Origin of the sequence: Nostoc sp. (genome assembly GCF_036917575.1) — a bacterium.
Lineage (GTDB): Bacteria > Cyanobacteriota > Cyanobacteriia > Cyanobacteriales > Nostocaceae > Nostoc.
The window spans coordinates 25,694-44,370 of the sequence record NZ_JBALDC010000006.1 but is presented as its reverse complement, the minus strand read 5'-3'; the positions used below and the strand labels follow the sequence as shown (position 1 = coordinate 44,370).

20 protein-coding genes and 1 tRNA gene are annotated in these 18,677 nt (G+C 39.6%); 11 read left to right on the top strand and 10 right to left on the bottom strand.

Annotation, left to right across the window (positions count from 1 at the left end):
• Positions 1–26: 26 nt before the first annotated feature.
• From V7K79_RS01225 to V7K79_RS01210, 4 genes are all read right to left on the bottom strand, one after another.
• A complete protein-coding gene (locus tag V7K79_RS01225; protein WP_335043945.1) occupies positions 27–560 on the bottom strand; it encodes a dihydrofolate reductase family protein in 534 nt (177 codons plus the stop codon).
• A gap of 162 nt (positions 561–722) precedes the next feature.
• Positions 723–977, bottom strand: a complete 255-nt coding sequence (locus V7K79_RS01220) for a TIGR03643 family protein (RefSeq protein WP_335043943.1) — start codon at positions 975–977, stop codon at positions 723–725.
• Positions 978–1,018: 41 nt separating this feature from the next.
• Positions 1,019–2,818 (bottom strand): ABC transporter ATP-binding protein, encoded by a 1,800-nt coding sequence (locus tag V7K79_RS01215; RefSeq protein ID WP_335043941.1) that lies wholly within the window; start codon positions 2,816–2,818, stop codon positions 1,019–1,021.
• Positions 2,819–3,014: 196 nt separating this feature from the next.
• Positions 3,015–4,793 (bottom strand): ABC transporter ATP-binding protein, encoded by a 1,779-nt coding sequence (locus V7K79_RS01210; protein WP_335043938.1) that lies wholly within the window; start codon positions 4,791–4,793, stop codon positions 3,015–3,017.
• A gap of 209 nt (positions 4,794–5,002) precedes the next feature.
• Between V7K79_RS01210 and V7K79_RS01205 the strand changes: the two genes are divergently transcribed.
• Positions 5,003–6,064, top strand: a complete 1,062-nt coding sequence (locus V7K79_RS01205; RefSeq protein ID WP_335043935.1) for an L-histidine N(alpha)-methyltransferase — start codon at positions 5,003–5,005, stop codon at positions 6,062–6,064.
• A gap of 271 nt (positions 6,065–6,335) precedes the next feature.
• On the opposite strand, the gene V7K79_RS01200 is transcribed toward V7K79_RS01205, so the two are convergent.
• The 3 genes from V7K79_RS01200 to V7K79_RS01190 form a co-directional block, all read right to left on the bottom strand.
• Positions 6,336–6,548 (bottom strand): type II toxin-antitoxin system HicB family antitoxin, encoded by a 213-nt coding sequence (locus V7K79_RS01200; RefSeq protein ID WP_335043933.1) that lies wholly within the window; start codon positions 6,546–6,548, stop codon positions 6,336–6,338.
• Positions 6,532–6,798 (bottom strand): type II toxin-antitoxin system HicA family toxin, encoded by a 267-nt coding sequence (locus V7K79_RS01195; protein ID WP_335043931.1) that lies wholly within the window; start codon positions 6,796–6,798, stop codon positions 6,532–6,534. Before V7K79_RS01195 ends, V7K79_RS01200 begins: the two co-directional genes overlap by 17 nt.
• A gap of 205 nt (positions 6,799–7,003) precedes the next feature.
• Positions 7,004–7,378 (bottom strand): helix-turn-helix domain-containing protein, encoded by a 375-nt coding sequence (locus tag V7K79_RS01190; protein WP_335043929.1) that lies wholly within the window; start codon positions 7,376–7,378, stop codon positions 7,004–7,006.
• A gap of 259 nt (positions 7,379–7,637) precedes the next feature.
• Here V7K79_RS01190 and V7K79_RS01185 point away from each other — a divergent pair, with 259 nt between their 5' ends.
• Together V7K79_RS01185 and V7K79_RS01180 are read left to right on the top strand one after the other, a co-directional pair.
• A complete protein-coding gene (locus tag V7K79_RS01185) occupies positions 7,638–8,408 on the top strand; it encodes a pentapeptide repeat-containing protein (RefSeq protein ID WP_335043927.1) in 771 nt (256 codons plus the stop codon).
• Between the two features lie 36 nt (positions 8,409–8,444).
• The gene (locus tag V7K79_RS01180) at positions 8,445–9,074 is read left to right on the top strand and encodes a TenA family protein (protein WP_335043925.1); all 630 of its coding nucleotides are present in this window, start codon (positions 8,445–8,447) and stop codon (positions 9,072–9,074) included.
• A 161-nt stretch (positions 9,075–9,235) separates the two neighbouring features.
• On the opposite strand, the gene V7K79_RS01175 is transcribed toward V7K79_RS01180, so the two are convergent.
• Complete coding sequence (locus V7K79_RS01175) at positions 9,236–10,855, bottom strand: iron uptake porin (protein ID WP_335043922.1); 1,620 nt, start codon at positions 10,853–10,855, stop codon at positions 9,236–9,238.
• 404 nt (positions 10,856–11,259) lie between these two features.
• On the opposite strand from V7K79_RS01175, the gene V7K79_RS01170 reads away from it, so the two are divergent.
• The 8 genes from V7K79_RS01170 to V7K79_RS01135 all read left to right on the top strand — a co-directional run bounded on the left by V7K79_RS01170 (position 11,260) and on the right by V7K79_RS01135 (position 17,393).
• Positions 11,260–12,201: a metal ABC transporter substrate-binding protein gene (locus tag V7K79_RS01170; protein WP_442938880.1), complete on the top strand. Its 942-nt coding sequence runs from the start codon at positions 11,260–11,262 to the stop codon at positions 12,199–12,201.
• A 119-nt stretch (positions 12,202–12,320) separates the two neighbouring features.
• Positions 12,321–13,097, top strand: a complete 777-nt coding sequence (locus V7K79_RS01165) for a metal ABC transporter ATP-binding protein (RefSeq protein ID WP_335043918.1) — start codon at positions 12,321–12,323, stop codon at positions 13,095–13,097.
• Positions 13,098–13,108: 11 nt separating this feature from the next.
• On the top strand, positions 13,109–13,978 hold the full coding sequence (locus V7K79_RS01160) for a metal ABC transporter permease (protein WP_335044132.1): 870 nt from the start codon (positions 13,109–13,111) through the stop codon (positions 13,976–13,978).
• Positions 13,979–14,052: 74 nt separating this feature from the next.
• A tRNA-Phe gene (locus V7K79_RS01155) sits at positions 14,053–14,125 on the top strand.
• 124 nt (positions 14,126–14,249) lie between these two features.
• A complete protein-coding gene (locus V7K79_RS01150; RefSeq protein WP_335043916.1) occupies positions 14,250–15,272 on the top strand; it encodes a tyrosine-type recombinase/integrase in 1,023 nt (340 codons plus the stop codon).
• Positions 15,273–15,566: 294 nt separating this feature from the next.
• Positions 15,567–15,701, top strand: coding sequence for a hypothetical protein (locus V7K79_RS01145; RefSeq protein WP_335043913.1), 135 nt, complete (start codon positions 15,567–15,569; stop codon positions 15,699–15,701).
• A gap of 211 nt (positions 15,702–15,912) precedes the next feature.
• Complete coding sequence (locus tag V7K79_RS01140; protein ID WP_335044130.1) at positions 15,913–16,425, top strand: MFS transporter; 513 nt, start codon at positions 15,913–15,915, stop codon at positions 16,423–16,425.
• 11 nt (positions 16,426–16,436) lie between these two features.
• The gene (locus V7K79_RS01135) at positions 16,437–17,393 is read left to right on the top strand and encodes an N-acetylglucosamine kinase (protein ID WP_335043910.1); all 957 of its coding nucleotides are present in this window, start codon (positions 16,437–16,439) and stop codon (positions 17,391–17,393) included.
• Between the two features lie 26 nt (positions 17,394–17,419).
• Here the strand turns inward: V7K79_RS01135 and V7K79_RS01130 are convergent, their stop codons facing one another.
• Positions 17,420–18,160: a dienelactone hydrolase family protein gene (locus tag V7K79_RS01130; RefSeq protein ID WP_335043909.1), complete on the bottom strand. Its 741-nt coding sequence runs from the start codon at positions 18,158–18,160 to the stop codon at positions 17,420–17,422.
• 286 nt (positions 18,161–18,446) lie between these two features.
• The gene (locus V7K79_RS01125; protein ID WP_335043908.1) at positions 18,447–18,647 is read right to left on the bottom strand and encodes a hypothetical protein; all 201 of its coding nucleotides are present in this window, start codon (positions 18,645–18,647) and stop codon (positions 18,447–18,449) included.
• Positions 18,648–18,677: the final 30 nt, after the last annotated feature.

Here is an 18,677-nt window from a genome sequence, read left to right as displayed (position 1 = left end):
AACCTCATTGATAATTACGAATTATTTTAAATATTTTCTTGTCGCCTATAATGTGCTTGAATTAAACCACTTGGATATTGTTGTGAGTTAATAAGCTCTAATTTTTCTTCATGGTTAGATGGTGGAAAAAGATGTATACCGCCACCTAAGATAATCGGAATAGTTGAAATAATATATTCGTCAATCAAGCGGTGCTGAAAAAACGAATGGATTAATTTTCCGCCACCAACTAGCCAGATATTTTTAAAGTCTTGAACCTCTATATTAGCTAACGCCTGTTTTACTGGGTCAGAAACAAACACAACATCCTCATGATCGCATTGAAAATGACGCTGGGTGAATACGAAGGATTTTTTTTCTGGATAAGGCCAGCGCTCAAAACCAAGCCCTACTTCATACGTCTTGCTGCCTAAAACGATCGCATCAATCGATTCATAGAAAGCAGTGTAACCGTAGTCTTCATCTTCTGTATCAAGGATTGATAGCCACTCAGTATTACCATCACTGCGAGCAATGTAGCCATCCAAACTAGCTGCAATGTAGAGTGTAACTTTCGTCATTGTGCTTAGTGAATTTAGTAGTTTTCACTCAATTAGTACAAGCGAGCGTAGGCGTATTTTTTTACGTATTTTAGCCTTTGATGATTTGGGACGATATTTTAATTGAACATATCACAAAATAGCGATGTCTTTGACGGGCTACGCCTACGCTTACCCAATTCCTTACGTTTTTTGATTGTGCGATTTAAATCGACCTACAACAAATCCTCGCCCAGATAAATGTTTTGTATTGCGTTTGGTGACTCGCTTTCGCCACATCTGGAAACTAGATTCCTTCATTTCGCGCCTCATTAGGGCAATGACCTGTTTCTCCAGCAGCCCAAACTGAGCTTCAATAGCATCAAAAGATGTTCTATCTTCCCATGCCATTTCAATGATGCGATCTATAGTTTGTGAATCGAGGTTAGGTAGCTTCATTTTTTTGCTGGCAATTGATAAATTCGAGCTATATATCTATTTTACTTTTCGTTTTGGAGAACCGTTGTGTCTGCTGCACCCAGTTGCAGAGCATAAAGGTTGGCATAAACACCTTGCTGATTAACGAGTTCGGCGTGAGTACCCTGTTCTACAATTTCTCCTTGCTGAATTACTAAGACTTGATCTGCTTGAGTAACTGTACTGAGACGGTGGGCAATTACGAAACTGGTACGACCTTGAAGCAAACGAGCGATCGCACTTTGTACCAGCGCTTCTGTACGCGTGTCAATGCTGCTGGTAGCTTCATCAAGAATCAGAATTCGGGGATTAATTAATATTGCACGAGCAATACTGATTAGTTGTCGCTGTCCTTGACTCAAAGGCGCTCCCCGTTCGCCCAATTGAGTTGTATAACCTTGAGGCAGTGAGGTAATAAACTCATGCACATTTGCCAGTTGTGCAGCCGCTTCGATATCAGCTTGGGTGCCGTAAGGAGCGCCAAAAGCTATATTTTCGGCGACGGTGCCGGTGAACAAAATATTATCTTGCAGGACGATGCCTAGTTGACGGCGCAAACTTGCTTGAGTCACGCTACGCACATCAAGATCATCAATTTTTACTGCACCGCCAGATACATCATAGAAGCGCAAAATCAAGTTAATAATTGTACTTTTTCCCGAACCGGTTGGCCCTACTAATGCAACCATCTGTCCTGGATAGGCGTGCAAATTCACTCCTTTGAGAACCAGTTGCTCTGGATTGTAGCCAAATTTGACATTCTCGAATGTCACCTCACCTTGAATTGGCGGCATTTCTATGGCATCGGGTGCATCTTTGAGTTCTGACGGTTCATCTAGTAATAGAAAGATTCGTTCTAATCCGGCGAAAGCAGACTGAGCTTGGGTGTAAAATTGGCTAAGAATTTGGATAGGGCGGAAGAACTGCTGGACGTAAAGTAAAAAGGATGTCACTACACCTACTGTTGCAGCTCCTGTGATCGCTAGATAACCGCCATAGGCTAACACGCCTGCGGTTGCTAATGTGTTGAGAAAATCGATGGAGGGCAGAAAGGCTGAAGTGATTGCTACAGCTTGAACGTTGGCATCTCTATTAGCGGCGTTAAGAATGTTAAATTTTGCGATATTCATCTGTATGCGATTAAATGCTTGTGCTTCTCGCACGCTGCCAATACCTTCTTCTAACTTGGCGGAAAGCTCTCCAATAGTTTGTCGCGTAACGCGAAATCTCACTCTTGCCCAACGTGAAAATAAGCTTGTGGTAAAGATCATCAGTGGTACAACCAGATTGCTCAATAAACCAAGTCGCAGGTTGATTGAGAGCATTGCAATGATGATGCCAATTAAACTGAAAGTGTTGCCCAGCATTTGGGCAATTGTCAGTCCAAATGCCTGATTCACGGTATTGACATCATTCAGTAAGCGGCTCATTAAATCGCCTGCTTCGCTGCGATCAAAAAAGCTAAGTGGCAGACTTTGGATTTTAATGAAAATGTCTTGTCTGAGTTGAGCCAGCAATCGCTGCATAATCCAGCCGACTCGAATAATTTGACCCCGAATTGCTAAGACACTAAGTCCATAGTTCAGTCCAAGTAGCCCTAACAACATCAGCAGTCCTTGCAAATTACCTTGTGCAATCAGATGATCGATTGACCAACCGATAAAGAATGGGCCAATTGCCTGGGTTGTGGCACCAATCAATACAAATGTGATGGCGATGGGAATTTCTTTGCGATAGAGTAGCACGTATTCCAAAAAACGCCGCAGGGTGGAAGATTGCTGACTCGTCTGCTTAGATGCAACATTGGGAATAGAGCCTTTCATAAAAATTTTGGATTTTAGATTTAAGATTAAAAATTTTTATCAAAATAGAATTCAGAAGTCAGGAGTCAGAATTCAGTTGGCTATTCTGTACGAATGGGAGACTTCGGGGTGAGCGTTCAATCGAATGCAGTATTCTGAATTCTGAATTTTTCTTTATTACAAGGCTGTAGGTAAAATTAATTATACTAATTGGAGATCATTTTTTTTCTTTTGGGTTTACCTGAGATTCCAAAATCACACCATACAGTGGGCTGCTTTGCATCAATTCCTCATGAGTACCTTGTGCTACCAATTGTCCTTTATCGATGAGAAAAATGCGATCGGCATTCTGGATGGTGCTAATGCGTTGAGCTACTACAAAAGTTGTACAAGCTTTTTGGCGCATTAAGCTATCTAGTTTGGCTTTAATTTGAGCAGCAGTTTTGGCATCTATAGCGGAGGTACTATCATCAAGTATCAGAATGCTGTAATCGGTTAGTAAGGTACGAGCGATCGCAATTCGTTGTTTTTGTCCACCAGATAAGCCCACACCCCGTTCACCCACAATCGTCTCGTAGCCATTGGGTAGACTGATAATAAAATCGTGTATTTGGGCAGTTTTTGCAACTTCAACCACCTGCTCTAAGGTGGCATCAGGTTTGGCATAGGCAATATTTTCCCGGATTGTGCCAAAGAAGAGGGTGGTTTCTTGAAAAACAATACCAATATGCGATCTAAGGCTTTTGAGTGTAAAATCTTTGACATCTCGTCCGTCAATCCGAACTGCCCCATTAGTGACATCGTAAAAGCGGGGAATCAGGTTCATAATTGTACTTTTTCCTGAACCAGTCATTCCCAGAACGGCGATTAGCTCGTTGGGCTTGGTTTCAAAGGATACTTCTTTCAGAGCTTCGGTTATCGCTCCTGGATAGCGAAAAGAAACATTTTCAAAGGTAATTCTACCACCACAAGTGTCAAATGGTACAGCACCGGGGCGATCGCTAATTTCTACCTTTGCATCTACAACTTCATAAACTCGTTCTGCCGAAGCCGCAGCTTGAGAGATCGCGGGTGCAGCAAATCCAATTAACAAAATCGGTTGCAGAATCAAAGCTAGGTAGGAGTTAAATGCCACCAGTTCGCCAATGGAGAACCGATTTCCAATCACCTGCTTTCCCCCGTAGGCGAAAACTGCCAGTGTTACGAAATTACTCAGCAAAAAGATCAATGGGAAGGTATCACGGATGGCGCTAATGGTCTTCATATTTGCCTTGACTAGGCCATCATTCAGAGTTGTATAACGTGACCTTTCGGTTGACTCGCGTACAAAGGCTTTTACTACCCGGATTCCGAGCAAGTTCTCTTGCAATACAGCATTCAGGTTACTCAGTTGCTCTTGTACTTGCCGAAAAATTTTGTTATTTCGGTTAATGAATTGTGCCATCAACCATGCAGCAATAGGTACTACTGTGAGGGTTATCAGTGCTAATCGCCAGTTCATCACCAGCAAAACCACCGAAATACTCACCAATGTCACAATTGAACCGACAACCTGAATTAAGCTAGTGCCAATGAAGGTACGGATCTGCTCAATGTCACTAGTAACACGGGTTAGCAATTGGGAAGTCTGCGCCTGGTCATGAAAGCTGAAACTGAGATTTTGAATCTTGCTAAAAATTTTGTTTCGCAGGTCATAAGCAACACCCTGAGACACTGCTTCTGCTAAATAGCTTTGTCCAAAGTTAAATACACCACGAGCGATCGCCACGACTACCATCCAGGCGGCGCTATATAGCACAATTTGGAGATTTTTTTGCGCAATCCCCTCATCAATTCCCCACCGAAATAGTTGTGGAGTGACAGCGTTAGCGATCGTCAGCAGCAACAGGCTGACTAATGCTCCCAGTGAAGTCCATCGGTAAGTGCTTAAACTTCTTAGCACGCGCTGGGTTGACTGTCTCAACGATATTTCCTGGAGTTCTGGTTGCTGAACCACTGCAATTCATCCCTGTATCTTTGGAAAATTATCTCGTACTTTGATTGTAAAAAACCAATTTTTTCTTTGAGAGTAGAAAATGTGAGATAGAGAACAGCCCTTTGTGATGACAATTCCAGGTTTTGGGACAGTAGCATGGGAGAATACATTTTTAGCAAACATTGCAGCTAATCAATTTCAAGACCGAAGAAAATCAAAGAACAACAATAATGGCTCAAAATTTTCATAGCAATTCTCGACTTCCCTTAGATATTTCACCTGCTATCAGTCGCACAGCAAAGCCAAGTTCTGAGTTCTACTCTCTTTTTTCTGAAGAAGAAGTTTTAGAGATAATTCATGCATTAGAAGTCAGACGAGAAATCCCTCTCAAGTATTCCTACAAAGGGAGAGGTGCAAAGATTTGGGATGATTTTTACCAGAAATATGTTATTCCAAGATGGTATAGAAGAGCAAATGTAGAAATTGACCTTTTAAAAGATAATTTTAAATATCTGAATAGCAATATAAAAACTGGTGAAAAAGTAAATATTATAGACGTTGGTGCAGGTAATTCTTATCCAGTTAAAAACTTTATTTATAAACTAAATAAATTAGGAAAAATTAATAAATATATAGCTTTAGATATTAGTGAACAATTACTTCATGTATCCAAAACTAATTTTATCAAATGGTTTCCACTAGTCGAGTTTATCAGTTCGACAATTGACATAGAAAGTAGTTCTGTTCCCAAAGTTTTATTCCGAAATCAAGATAGTCTTGAAATTGATAATACAGCCAAAATATTTTTGCACTTAGGAGTTACCATTGGAAATCATCAAAATAGAGAGGAGGTGTTCAAAAACTTTAGAGATAGCATGGAAAAAAATGATTTTTTAGTATTTACTAACGAAACTGGTTCTAACTCTAAATGGGACGGAATAGTGAGAGGTGGCTGCAAGTACCATGTAGAAGAAGTCTATGGATGGGTTAAAAAGAAAATTGGGATTAAATCTGAAGATTGCGAACTGGTAAGGAAGTATGATTTAAAAACAGATAGTATTGTTGCTAATCTGAAACTACGTCATGATTACATCATAAATTTTAGTCAGATGGGGATAGAGAAAAATATTGAAATCTCTAAAGGTGAAGAGATTACTATTTGGCGACATCACAAGTATGAAATTCCTAAATTGTTACAAGAACTAGAACGTTCTGGATTACAACTTATTCACTATACTGCTAACAAATATAAATCACATATTATGGTTATTTGTAAGGTTGCTAATAGCTAAGTTATTCATTTATACTTCCCCTGTTATCTCCACAACAGTGAATTTACAGCAAATTTAGTATAACTCAATATCTTGAATTAGCGCTACTAACTTTAAACTGCGTAGGTTAGAGAGTAAGATTCAAAGTCTCTCTTCTTCTAAAAGAGAGGTTTGGAGAGAGATCAGAACAAATGAGAAGCGCCATAGCGAAAATTTTTCTAATTCGTATCTAGGATATATCAAATATTTATGATCAGGCTGAGAAGTAAGCTTGAATTAGCTTGTATATCAATTAAATGTACATCAAACGCGGTTTATGTTCAGGAACTTGACGCCCCAAATCCTTAGCCATTTCTATCCATTCCTGCACAACTAATTCTACATTATGCAAGGCTTCTTGATAAGTATCACCGTCAGCAGCACAGCCTGATAACTCTGGGACTTCAGCAATAAAGGCTCGATCTAATTCACTCCAATAAAGAATAATTTCATACCGAAATATCATTTTTTCTTCCTAGTTTATATTTGAGAATCACTGCGCGAACTTGTTTAATTTGATAGCTTTTAGCTTTTCCTTTTTTATGTTGCAGGTTCAATATTTCCTCAACACCAGCTTTGACAAAAATACGATGATCGCCACGAATCCGTTCTTCAAAGCCTAGTGTATATAAAAGTTGCCACAGTTGGGCGAAGGGGATATCTGTATCAGAAGTCCCAGAGAGAATTTTTTCTAAGAGTTTGTCTTGCTGACTCACGTTTTTCTGACTGCCTTAATATTTCTATAGTCTCATATTTATTTAAAATCAGGGTATACAAAAGCAAATCTATGATTTTGCTCTCAAGCGAGAGTATCTCTGATGACAATGACTAATCCAGTTTTTAGGGCAAGCTTTAGGCTTGGATACTACTCTACAATTTACTTGATTTGAAAAAATATTAATTATCTAGATGTTACAGTTGCTATATACATTGCCCATGTTCCTTTTCCAACCACTCAACGATTGCACCATAACTACTAAACCCTTCACCTGTTTCTAACTCGTGTTTAAGTGCCGCGATCGCGTCATCGCTAATTTTTCGACTTGCCCCTGGTGCCTTCTTGATTTCTAATAAGCTTGAAATTCCACCATTACGGTATTTCTGTAACCATCTTGTGACTGTTGAAGTGTCTCGGCCCAAGCGTTCCCCTATTTGCTGCTGCTCCTTTACCTGTCCAGTTTTGAGCCACCACAGCATCTGGAGTTTTTCTTTTTGGTTTCCTAACCTAGCTGTCTGTAGACGTTTTTTCAATTCCTCTTCGCTTTGTGCGATCGCAATCTTAAATCGGCGGCTCATAGGGATTTAAATTTATGGAGTTTGCAAGCCACTCTTATATTATGCAGCTTCATATTAAATTGGTATTATCGGCTCAATTGATAACTTGAGGACTTTTCTACCATCCTTTAGCATAGCCTTCCATAGGAAAGGCATCGCCAATTTATTAGTGATATAGACAACTACAGAGGGCAAATTGTTGAGATTGCTCATATCATAATGCTGAGGTATAAATCCATCTCAGTTAATATTATTACTGAGTTAAAAAGACTACACAAATATGAAAAACCAAATTATAAGTGCAGTTGCATTTTTAACCACGATTAGTTTGACAACAACCGTACAAGCAGCAAATTCTGAAGATGTTAAACACTTATTAGCAACCAAACAATGTCAAAACTGTGATTTGACAAATGCAGGTTTAGTGATGGCTGACTTATCTGGAGCCAGTTTGAGCGGTGCTAATCTCACAGGTGCGAACCTCAGCCGCGCAAACTTGAGCGGCGCAGATTTGCGGGGTGCAAATTTAAGTGGCGCGAGTTTATTTGGCGTTAACCTCAGCGAAGCTAAATTTAATGGCGCAAATTTGACGGGTGCTGATTTGAGAAATACTTATTTAGCAAATGCAGAACTGACTGGCGCTTACTTGAATGGGACTAACTTTCAAGGTGCAGTTGCTATACCATCACAAATTGCTTCACCAGCAGAATTTTATGCTTTGGGTGTAGCAGAAGCACAAAAAGGCAACCAACAGCAAGCAATCAGTTATTTTAATCAAGCGATCGCAATTAAACCAGAATATGCAGATGCTTATCTAGCTCGTGGTGTCGCCCGTTACCAAATAATAGATAGACAAGGTGCATTCCAAGATGCTCAAGTTGCAGAAAAATTGTTTACATCCCAAAACAACAATACTGGAACCCTAACAGCCCAAGCTTTTGTTAAAGAACTGCAAACGCCTATTAATGAGAAGGTAAGTACTGGTAAGCCCAACTTCCTTGAGTTTTTGGGAAGTATTGGCTCAGTCTTGCTTCAGTTCTTCCCTTTTTAAAGGAGATAATAACAGTTAACAAATGATAAATAACAAATGACAAATGACTTATCTAAAGATTTATGGGCAGCAAATCAAGACTTAGCCCAAGCTTGCCTAGAGCATCCTTTTGTTCGAGGCATTGGTGATGGTACTCTTGAGCAAGCTAAATTTGCTTACTACGTAGGGCAAGATGCTTTTTTCTTAGAAGCTTTTGCGCGTGCCTACAGTATCGCCGCAGCTAAAGCACCAGACTGGTTAGGTTTTACTACATTTCATAATTTAGCTAGTGGAGTTTTAGAAGAACTACGTCTGCATACTAGCTATGCTTATGAGTGGGGAGTCAATTTGTATGCTGTAGAACCTGCGTCTGCCACCCGCCGCTATACTGATTTTTTGTTAGCAACTGCTTGGAGCAAAGATGTGGGTTTAACTGCTGCGGCGATGTCTCCCTGTATGCGTCTGTATGCCTTTTTAGGAGAAAAATTGGCTTGTAACGGTATTCCTAATCATCAATATGCAGACTGGATTCGTACTTATAGCAGCGCAGATTTTCAACCACTAACACAACAATTAGAAAATTTAGTTGACAATTATGCCGCTAGCAATTCTATTGTGCATTCAACTTATCGTTATGCAATGTTTTGTGAGCGCGACTTTTTTCAGGCTGCGTGGATGTTCAGTTGAGCAAATTCATATCTAGCAACCTTTTTGACCTTTCCTATCTATTGAACTTGCATTGTTTTAAGATATCAAGTTCGATAAAAATGCTGAGGTTGATCTTTAAAGCAATACACAAAAAGAAGACGCAAAAGATAAATTTGCGTCTTCTTTTAAGATTTTCAAAATTAGAAAGTGAATGTGGTTCTCACTGTACCAATCACAATATCATCGTTTTGATTGTTATGGTCTGGTGCTGTCAGCCAGATAACTGCTGGGGTGATGCTGATATTGTCACTCAGCTTATATTGATAAAAACCTTCAATATGATATGAAGTGTCTGGATCTTTGTTGATACCTGCATTTCTGAGAGAATTACTTACACTGGTAACTTTAGGTTCCATACCCGCAATAATACCTGCAATGTTACCTGTTTTACCAAGATCCGGGAAAGCCAGTGTAACGGCATAGTTCCAGATGTCAGCATCACCGACTGAAAGGACACGAGCTTTGGTCAAGCCAGCCCAACCACCAATCACAAATTTTGAGCTAGGTTGAAAGGATGCTTCTATACCGTAGGAGTTACTGGAAGCATTCTGCAATATGTTGTCATTAGCGTTATTGCTACCACCACTACCATTGGCAAAAAAAGTATTTTTGTAAGCGTTAATGTAGGTCAAACCAAGAGTAATTTGGTTGCTAGGCTTAACAGTTAACTGCCCCATGGCACCATAAGCACCGTTGAACAGTCCAGAGCCTAGCTGAGGGTTAGCAGCATCATTCGCTAAATACCCAAAGCTTAATTCTAGCCGATCGCTGAACTCGTGTTTTATTCCTATACCAGTACCATTGACTAAATAATAAATTGGGTTGCGAGTCCCAAAATGGGAAACGGCACCAGTACCACCGTCCCCATCTAAGTACGGGTTGACTGTGTTAGTGAAATCATCAATTGCACCTGCATTTGCTTCCAGAGTTATGCCTGTTTTCTTACCGAGAGGAAACTGATACAACAGTGCGTCTATCACAACTCCATTATTATTGTTACCACCAGCAAATCGCAAGTCACCTTCTGGTGTAAAGGTAGCAGTCCCAGAGAAAGGGTCTAGGTTTGTTGCCTGAAGTCGTGTTCTGAGTAAATCTTGGCCAGTAAAACTGGTATCAAGGTTCAGACGCACCCGGTCTCCAAGAACAGTATTTTGATTGACTTCTTGACCATTAACTGTGTCTCCAGCGATAACATCTGCGATCGCTACTACCACTTCTCCATTCAGTTTGGTTGTGGTTGAAAACCGATTCGCCTCCAATTCAGCACTGCGTGCTTCTACTGCATCCACACGACCTCGGAGTGTCGCCAGTTCTGCGGAAAAATCTTTTTGCAGCTTTTGTAATGTGGCTAAATCTTGTTTGTTAACTAAATCGCCAGTGGCTGTAGCAATAAGTTCGTTAACGCGATCAAGACAAGCATTCAAACCAGCAGCAAACTCATATCGCGTTAATGCCCGATTACCGCGATAAGTGCTATTTGGGTATCCTGCAATGCAGCCATAGCGCTCAACTAAGGACTGCAATGCTTGGAATGCCCAGTCAGTAGGTTGTACGTCAGAAAATTGAGATACAGAGGTAACTTGCGCCATTGTCTGATCTGGCGCTATGTTCTCAGCTTTTTTGTCTGGATTAGCTAAAACTTGTGGTTGATTGATTTCAGACGTCTTGGATATTTCACCTGCAAATGTAGCAGTATTCACAAATAGCATTACACCGCAGATTGCTGGACTAACTAGCAGATATTTACAGAATTTTTGCATTTTTATTCTCACATTGATCTCCAATTCACACCCAAACCACATTTTTTTAAACGTATATTTCATGAAAATCTTTCTCAGTAATCTTATCAGAATTCAGCAATATTTTTAACAAAAAAGTCAAGAAATCCTAATTATTTAGGGAAAACTCAATTGCAGAAGGCTGTACCTACTGAAAAAGTTTTGTTGTTACTCATTACACAGTAAACCCAGAATGATATTATGGAATAAAAATGAGAATGAGAATGATTATAGTATAAAATTTAGAATACTTCCCATTGTCAATAGCGATGATGACAGAGGTAAAGCAAGCATCCGTTTGGAGGAGAAAAATTGTGATTGTGAATTGCACAGAAGTCAGAACAGGTAGACAAAGAAGCGGCATCTTGCCCATAATTGCTCTGCTAATGTTGTCAATGGCTACTGGGTGTAGCCAATCGAATCCAAATCAAAGAACAACTTCCGAACAGTCGCCGCAAGCACAGGAAGCTGCTTCTACCCCACAGGCGCAGTCAGGAAAAACTAAAGTAGTAGCGACATTTTTGCCGATATATTTGTTTACTAAGGCAGTAGCTGGGGATGTAGCAGATGTAGAAATTCTAGTACCACCTGGTACGGAGGTACATGAATACCAAGCGACACCAGCAAATGTCAAAGCGATCGCTACTGCTAAAGTGTTAGTAAAAAATGGTTTAGGCTTGGAGGAATTTCTGGAAGGTACTGTCAAAAATGCTCAAAATCCCCAATTAACTGAAATTGATGCAAGTATTGGTATTAAACCTTTAAATGAAATTTCACCTGTCGTGAAAACAGCCCAAGAAGAAAAAGACCACGAACATAGTCAAGGTAATCCTCACGTTTGGTTAGATCCAGTTTTAGCAAAACAACAGGTAACAAATATTAAGGATGGATTAATTGCTGCCGACCCTTCTAACAAAGCTACTTACGAAGCAAATGCTACGGCTTATATTAAAGAATTAGAAAGTTTAAACAGCGAATTTCAGCAGACTTTGCAGAAAAATCCCAGTTGCACCTTTATTACCTTTCATGATGCGTTTCCATATTTAGCCAAACGCTATAACCTCAAACAAGTTGCTGTGGTGCAAATTCCCGAAGACCAACTTTCACCAACAGATGTCCAAAATGCCGTCAACGCTGTGAAAAAATACAAAGTTAAAGCTTTATTTAGTGAACCAGGAGTAGATAATAAACTGCTAAACAGCCTATCTAAAGACTTGAAATTAAATTTGCGTACTCTGGATTCTCTAGAAACTGGCGAAACAGATCCACAGCATTATTTCAAGGCAATGAAAGCTAATTTGCAAACTCTGGAAACATCGTGTAAATAGATTTGTCATTTGTCAGTTGTCCTTTGTCCTTTGCAAATGACCAATGACTAATACTTCGACTACGCTCAGTACAAGTGACCAATGACCAATACTTCGACTACGCTCAGTACAAGTGACCAATGACTAATGACATTCCTATTTTGAAAGTAAAAGAATTAACTGTCTATCAAGGCAGCTATCTAACTGTTCGAGATGTTTCCTTTGAATTATTGCCAGGAACAGATACAGCCATTGTTGGCCCTAATGGTGCTGGTAAAAGTACCCTGGTAAAAGCAGTTTTAGATTTGATACCTCGAAATGCTGGTACGATTCAAATCTTGGGTCGTCCAATTTCCAGATTAGGGCATTTACGCCACACGTTGGGCTATATGCCGCAAAACTTCATTTTTGACCGGAGCTTTCCTATTTCTGTCAGCGAATTAGTTGGACTGGGATGGACTAAGGAAGGGAAAAAAAAGAGTTCATTTTTTTCCCAGCTGGGGAGACAAGACCGAGAAAAATCGGCAGCAGTAACAGAAGCTTTACGGCGAACCGATGCTTATCATTTACAGCATCAAGCTATTGGTACTCTTAGTGGCGGTCAGCTCAAGCGGGTTTTATTGGCTTATTGTTTAGTAATGCCTCGGAAACTCTTAGTACTAGATGAAGCCTTTGCTGGTGTTGATGTGCAGGGTGCAGCAGATTTTTACGCTTTGCTCAATGAATTAAAGCGAGAGGAAGGTTGGACAGTATTACAAGTTTCTCACGATATTGATATGGTCAATCGGCATTGCGATCGCGTGCTTTGCCTGAACCAAAGCATTGTTTGTACTGGTAAGCCAGAAATTGCCCTTTCACCGCAAAACCTGTTAGCAACCTACGGCCCAGGTTTCAGTCGCTACCAGCACCAACATTAATGTTCATAAGTATGAATTTCTTCAATAATTGTCAGATAACTTGGTTAGCGATCGCTAGTGGTAATGACTTGCTAGAGTTGTTACAACTTCCTTCGATACAGCGTGCGATCGTCGGTGCTGCCTTGATGGGGATACTTGGCGGGATGTTGGGTAGTTTTGTCACCTTGCGCCAATTATCATTTTTCAGCCACGCAGTTGGTCATGCAGCATTAGTAGGTGTGGCGTTAGGTGTGCTGCTACAAATAAATCCTACTTGGATGCTGTTACCTTTTACCTTAGTTTTTGGGGTTATTGTCCTCTACTTTATCGACAAAACCGACTTAGCTAGCGATAGCATACTTAGCATAGTGCTATCTGGGGCATTAGCAATCGGTTTAATTCTCACAAGCCTAATTAAAGGATATCGTGGCAACTTGATGGCTGTACTGTTCGGGGATATTCTAGCGATCGATACTACAGATTTGATTTTGACGCTGCTAGTCCTTGTGGGAGGTAGCATATTTTTACTATCAACTCTGCGACAGCAAATTTTATTAACCCTTAACCCCGATGTTGCCCAAGTTCAAGGCGTTCCCGTCCAATTGTACCGCTACGCCTTTGTGGTTTTGCTTTCACTCGCCGTTGCTGTCGCCATTAAAGCTGTCGGTGTTTTACTAGTAAACGCCTTTTTGGTCATTCCCGCCTCTACCGCCAAACTGATAAGTCACCACTTTAGCCGCTTTTTAGTCATGTCAGTGATAGTTGGTTCCGTCAGCAGCATTACTGGCATCATGGTGTCAGGTATTTTCAACCTGGCTTCTGGGCCAAGTATTGTTCTTGTCCAGTTTCTACTATTTGTAGCTGTTTTCATCTGGTTTAAGTTGACTTTGAAAGCTGCATAACTATTTTTCTTCAAAGACTTGCTATATTCTTAGATGTTTGCTACATTGATTAATCGTGGCTAACAAAAGCCCTAGCCGGGATAGCTCAGTTGGTAGAGCAGAGGACTGAAAATCCTCGTGTCACCGGTTCAAGTCCGGTTCCTGGCATCACAAAAGTAAGACTACATAAGGGTTTCAGCTCCTATTCAGAAATGGTAATAAGGAGCTGAATTTCTATATAAGGCTCTTATTGACTATTTTCTGACTATGCTCCTTTAGCAAGCTGATAGTCATGAAAGTTGGAATTGAAACCCTGAAAAGTCGCTTAAGATTAAGATTTCCTAGACTTCTATTCAATAGTAATCAGAAATACTTATCTCTCCATTTAGTGGACACTCCTGAGAATAGAGTCGTTGCTGAGCTTAAGGCACGTCAAGCTGAATTAGATATACTAGCTGGTCACTTTGATTTCACACTGACTAGGTACAAAATCCAAGCTATTCTAGACCCTACATCCACCAAAGAGCGAACTTATAACTTAGGGGAGCTGTGGGAGAAATATGTTGAGTTCAGAAGCGATCAGGTAGAACAATCAACTATTCTCCGCGATTATTCATTAATTAGTAAGCGTATAAAAGTATTACCAACTATTGATACTACTAAATCAATAATTATACGCGATTATTTGCTAAGTACTTACTCTGCTGAAACGGCCAAGCGTACTTTGAAACAGTTTAGTGCTTGCTGTAAGTGGGCGGTTTTATCCAAACTAATAGAGAATAATACTTTCAAAGACTTAGTTAGTGGTATAAAGACCAAAAGAAAAGATAGCACTATACTCACTTTTAACAAAGAGGAAATAAATACTATTATTGATGCTTTTACTAGCAATAAATATTGTTCTAAGCATTCATCACGTCTTCATTCATACTATGTAAATTATGTTAGCCTTCTATTTCTTACAGGGTGTAGACCTGAAGAAGCTGTAGCTTTGAAGTGGAAACATATTAGTAAAACTCACATCACCTTTGCTGAAGCTGTACCATCTGATCTAAAGATTAGAAAGGATACAAAAACTCACCAAACAAGATTATTCCCAATCAATAATCAGCTAGAACAACTCTTAAAGTCTATTGGTTATGGAGAAGATGAAACATTATTGTTTTATTCACGCAATAGTAGAGAGATAGATACCCATAACTTTTTAAATAGAGTTTGGAAGCCTGTATTAACTAATTTAGTTAAAGATAGATTAATCAGGTATTATCTGCCTCAAGATAACTGTCGTCACACTTTTATTCCCCTATGTTTATAAGCAGGTATTAGTGTTAAACAAGTTGCTGACATGGTGGGTAATTCTCTTGAAGTAATCTATAGGCATTATTCAGGACTGATCAAACAGCTTGAAGTCCCAGAAATATTTTAAAAATAGATTCAAAATTAATCTATTTACTAATTTTGGTTTTTGTAATAAAGAGGAATAATCAAATGGAAACCCCAATTTTTAAATTGATAGAGGAAGAGCTGAAAGGGAGCATCCCATTTTTGCAGAAATACTGATTAAGGAGTGTAGTATGAGGATAAGACAATACTGACTGGAAGCATAGCCATGACCCCAGAAGAACAAGAACGGTTACAAGCAGCAGTCAAAGAAATCGCGGCGATTCTGTATAAAAATACATCACCATCTGAGTTACAAACCTTGGAAGGAATCGAAAAAACAGTGCGATGCCTACGGCGGTAAACAACGCAAATGCTGGAATACGTCAGTCCCAAAATTGCCTTTTTTTATCGAAGAAACAACAGGCACAAATAAAGGACGACCAAGACAAATCACGCATTTGTATAGGGGAATTGCCAATCACTGAAAAGCAAGCGCAAAAATTGGGGTTGGAGGCAAGAAGCCACTTGAGTCCAGTGTTAGAGAAATGTAGCTTACGGCTTTGTGCCAATGAATCGTAGCAAAATGCTTCCTTAGAACTATTTTAGGAAGAGAAGGTGAAGTCGGATTAGTCTACGGTACATTTGGGGTAATATCCCTGATTTGTGGAGGAATTTTAGGAGGCTTGCTAATTTCTAGATATGGGTTAAAAAAATGTTTGTTTCCTATGGCTTTAGCTTTAAATTTACCTGATGTATTTTATGTATATATGGCTTACACTAAACCTTCACTAACATTAGTGTATCCCTTGGTTTCCTTAGAGCAATTTGGATATGGGTTTGGATTTACAGCTTTTAGTGTTTATTTAATGTATATTTGCCAAGGCGAATATAAAACTTCTCATTTTGCTATTTCCACTGGCATTATGGCTTTAGGAATGATGCTACCTGGATTAGTTAGCGGTTATTTGCAAAAAGTACTTGGCTATCCATTATTTTTTGTCTTGGTCTGTTTGCTGACTATTCCTGGAATGATTGCTCTATTTTTTATTCCTTTAAAAGAACAAGTAAAGCATCAAAATAATTAATATTATAATCCATGAGTTATGTTTTAGGAATAGATGGCGGCGGTAGCAAAACTATTTGTGTTTTAATGGACGATTCATGTAAAGTACTAGGTCGTGGTGAAACAGGGCCATCTAATTATCAAAGTATAGGTATTGAAGCAACTTTACAATCTATTCAATCAGCTATTTACAATGCACTTGAGGCAGCAATAATTACCAAGAGTGTGAAGATTGACGCGATATGTCTGGGTTTAGCAGGTGTTGGCCGTGCAGCAGATATTGAAGTAATAAAAGATTTAGTTAAAGAGTTACAAAATAATATATTGCCTATTAATTGGGCATTACAGCCAGCGAATATTGTAATTTGTAACGATGCTTTAATTGCTTTAGTTGGTGGAATTGGTCAGCCTGTAGGAATCGTGGTTGCAGCAGGTACTGGCTCGATAATTTTTGGGCGAAATCATCAAGGATATACCAAGCGAGTCGGTGGCTGGGGGTATATTTTAGGAGATGAAGGTAGTGCCTATAAAATTGCGATCGCTGGCTTGAATGCAGCATTAAAATCTTATGATGGACGGGAAATATCAACGAGTTTGCTAGAAGATTTCAAACAGCATCTTGATTTGGAAAGTATAGAAGATTTAATAGAAGTAGTCTATCGGCGAGAATGGGGAGTGAAACAGATAGCGGCTTTAGCACCAATTGTAGATTTTGCAGCAGCCTCAGGTGATATAGTAGCGAATATTATTATTGATGATGCTGTCAAAGAATTAGTGAAAGCTACATCTACAGTAATTGATGCTATTTTTAGTGTTGACTCAGCTTTAGAAGTCGTCACAACAGGAAGTGTATGGCGCGGTAGATGCAATATGCATGGGAAGTTTGTAGCATCAATTATGAATAATTTTCCTGAAGTAAAGGTGATATTTCCGAGATATGAACCTGCTTATGGTGCTGGTTTGTTAGCGTTGCAGACAGCTCAACATTGACGTGAAGAAAGCAATAATATAAGTTTTCACTCTGCAAATACGCGCCCCAAAAAAGTTATTATTTCAGACCAAGCAGAGGTACTAGCATTAGAATCATAACGATAACCGTCGTCGCGCATGAATGTATGTTCTGCTTCATACAAGAAAACTTGGTGAGGTATGTTAGCATTTTCGATTGCTTTTATTAGGGTTTGGCGATCGCTCTCTGGTATATGAGGGTCAAGAGTACCAAATATCATTAGCATCTCGCCTTTAATTTCACTTACCCTTTGGATTGTATCGGCTACCTCTTTACCCAGTTTACCACTGGGAATACCAGTAGGGTAACAGCAAACGGCAGCCCGAATTTCGCTTTGAAATGCGGCGCGGAAAGCTAAATGTCCACCAATACAAAAGCCGAGAGTGCTTATTTGATTTGGAGAAACCGCACTCTCTGTTTTCAGAAATTCAATCACCGCAAGGCAATCAGCATCATAATCAGCTACAGAGGTTCGACGCGCATCGTCATTACCCCGCATTCTTCCGAGATCGTCTGGCTCAATTACTAAACCAACTGGCTCAATTCGGTGAAAAATTTCTGGGGCTGCTACTACATAGCCGTATCCTGCTAAGTAGTTAGCTAAACGAATCATTGGATCGCCTAACTGATAAATATCACTGTAGAAGACAATACCAGGGTATTTTCCTGCTGCTTTGGGAGCTGCAACATAAACACGCATTAAGCTGCCATCTACTCTTAATTCAACATTGCGCTTAGTGATTTGCACTTTTTTATCTCTGTGTTACGCTTGCTGTCATTAAAGCAGCTTACTGCCGTAAGGCATTCATCCGCATCTACAAAATACCCAAAGTTTTTCCAGCATCCGGTTACTTTCAACTCACAATTTGGTTTACTCTAAATGAAACGTTGACAAACTCAAAAAGTGTGTAAGGGTAATTATTACGATATCGGTTAGATTGACTGTTGCCGACTTTTGGGTGCAATCATGCAATTACCCTTCGCTGATGCTAGCAGATGCAGTTGTTAATACAGAGAAAATCTCAATCAGAAGGCTAATTTCTGTACAACAACCACTTTTGACGAGCGTCTTCAACAATTTTTATCTCTTCAAATGACAAAAGCTCATTTGGTTGACCAGACGCTAAAATTTTGGCGGCAATAACCGCTTTTTCAGATGACACACCGCATTGAACTAGTTGTGTGCGAAATATTTTTTCTCTTTCTTCTACTGGTGTAAAAAAATTACTTGGCATTGTTAAACAGATGTAAAATTTGTTTTAAAA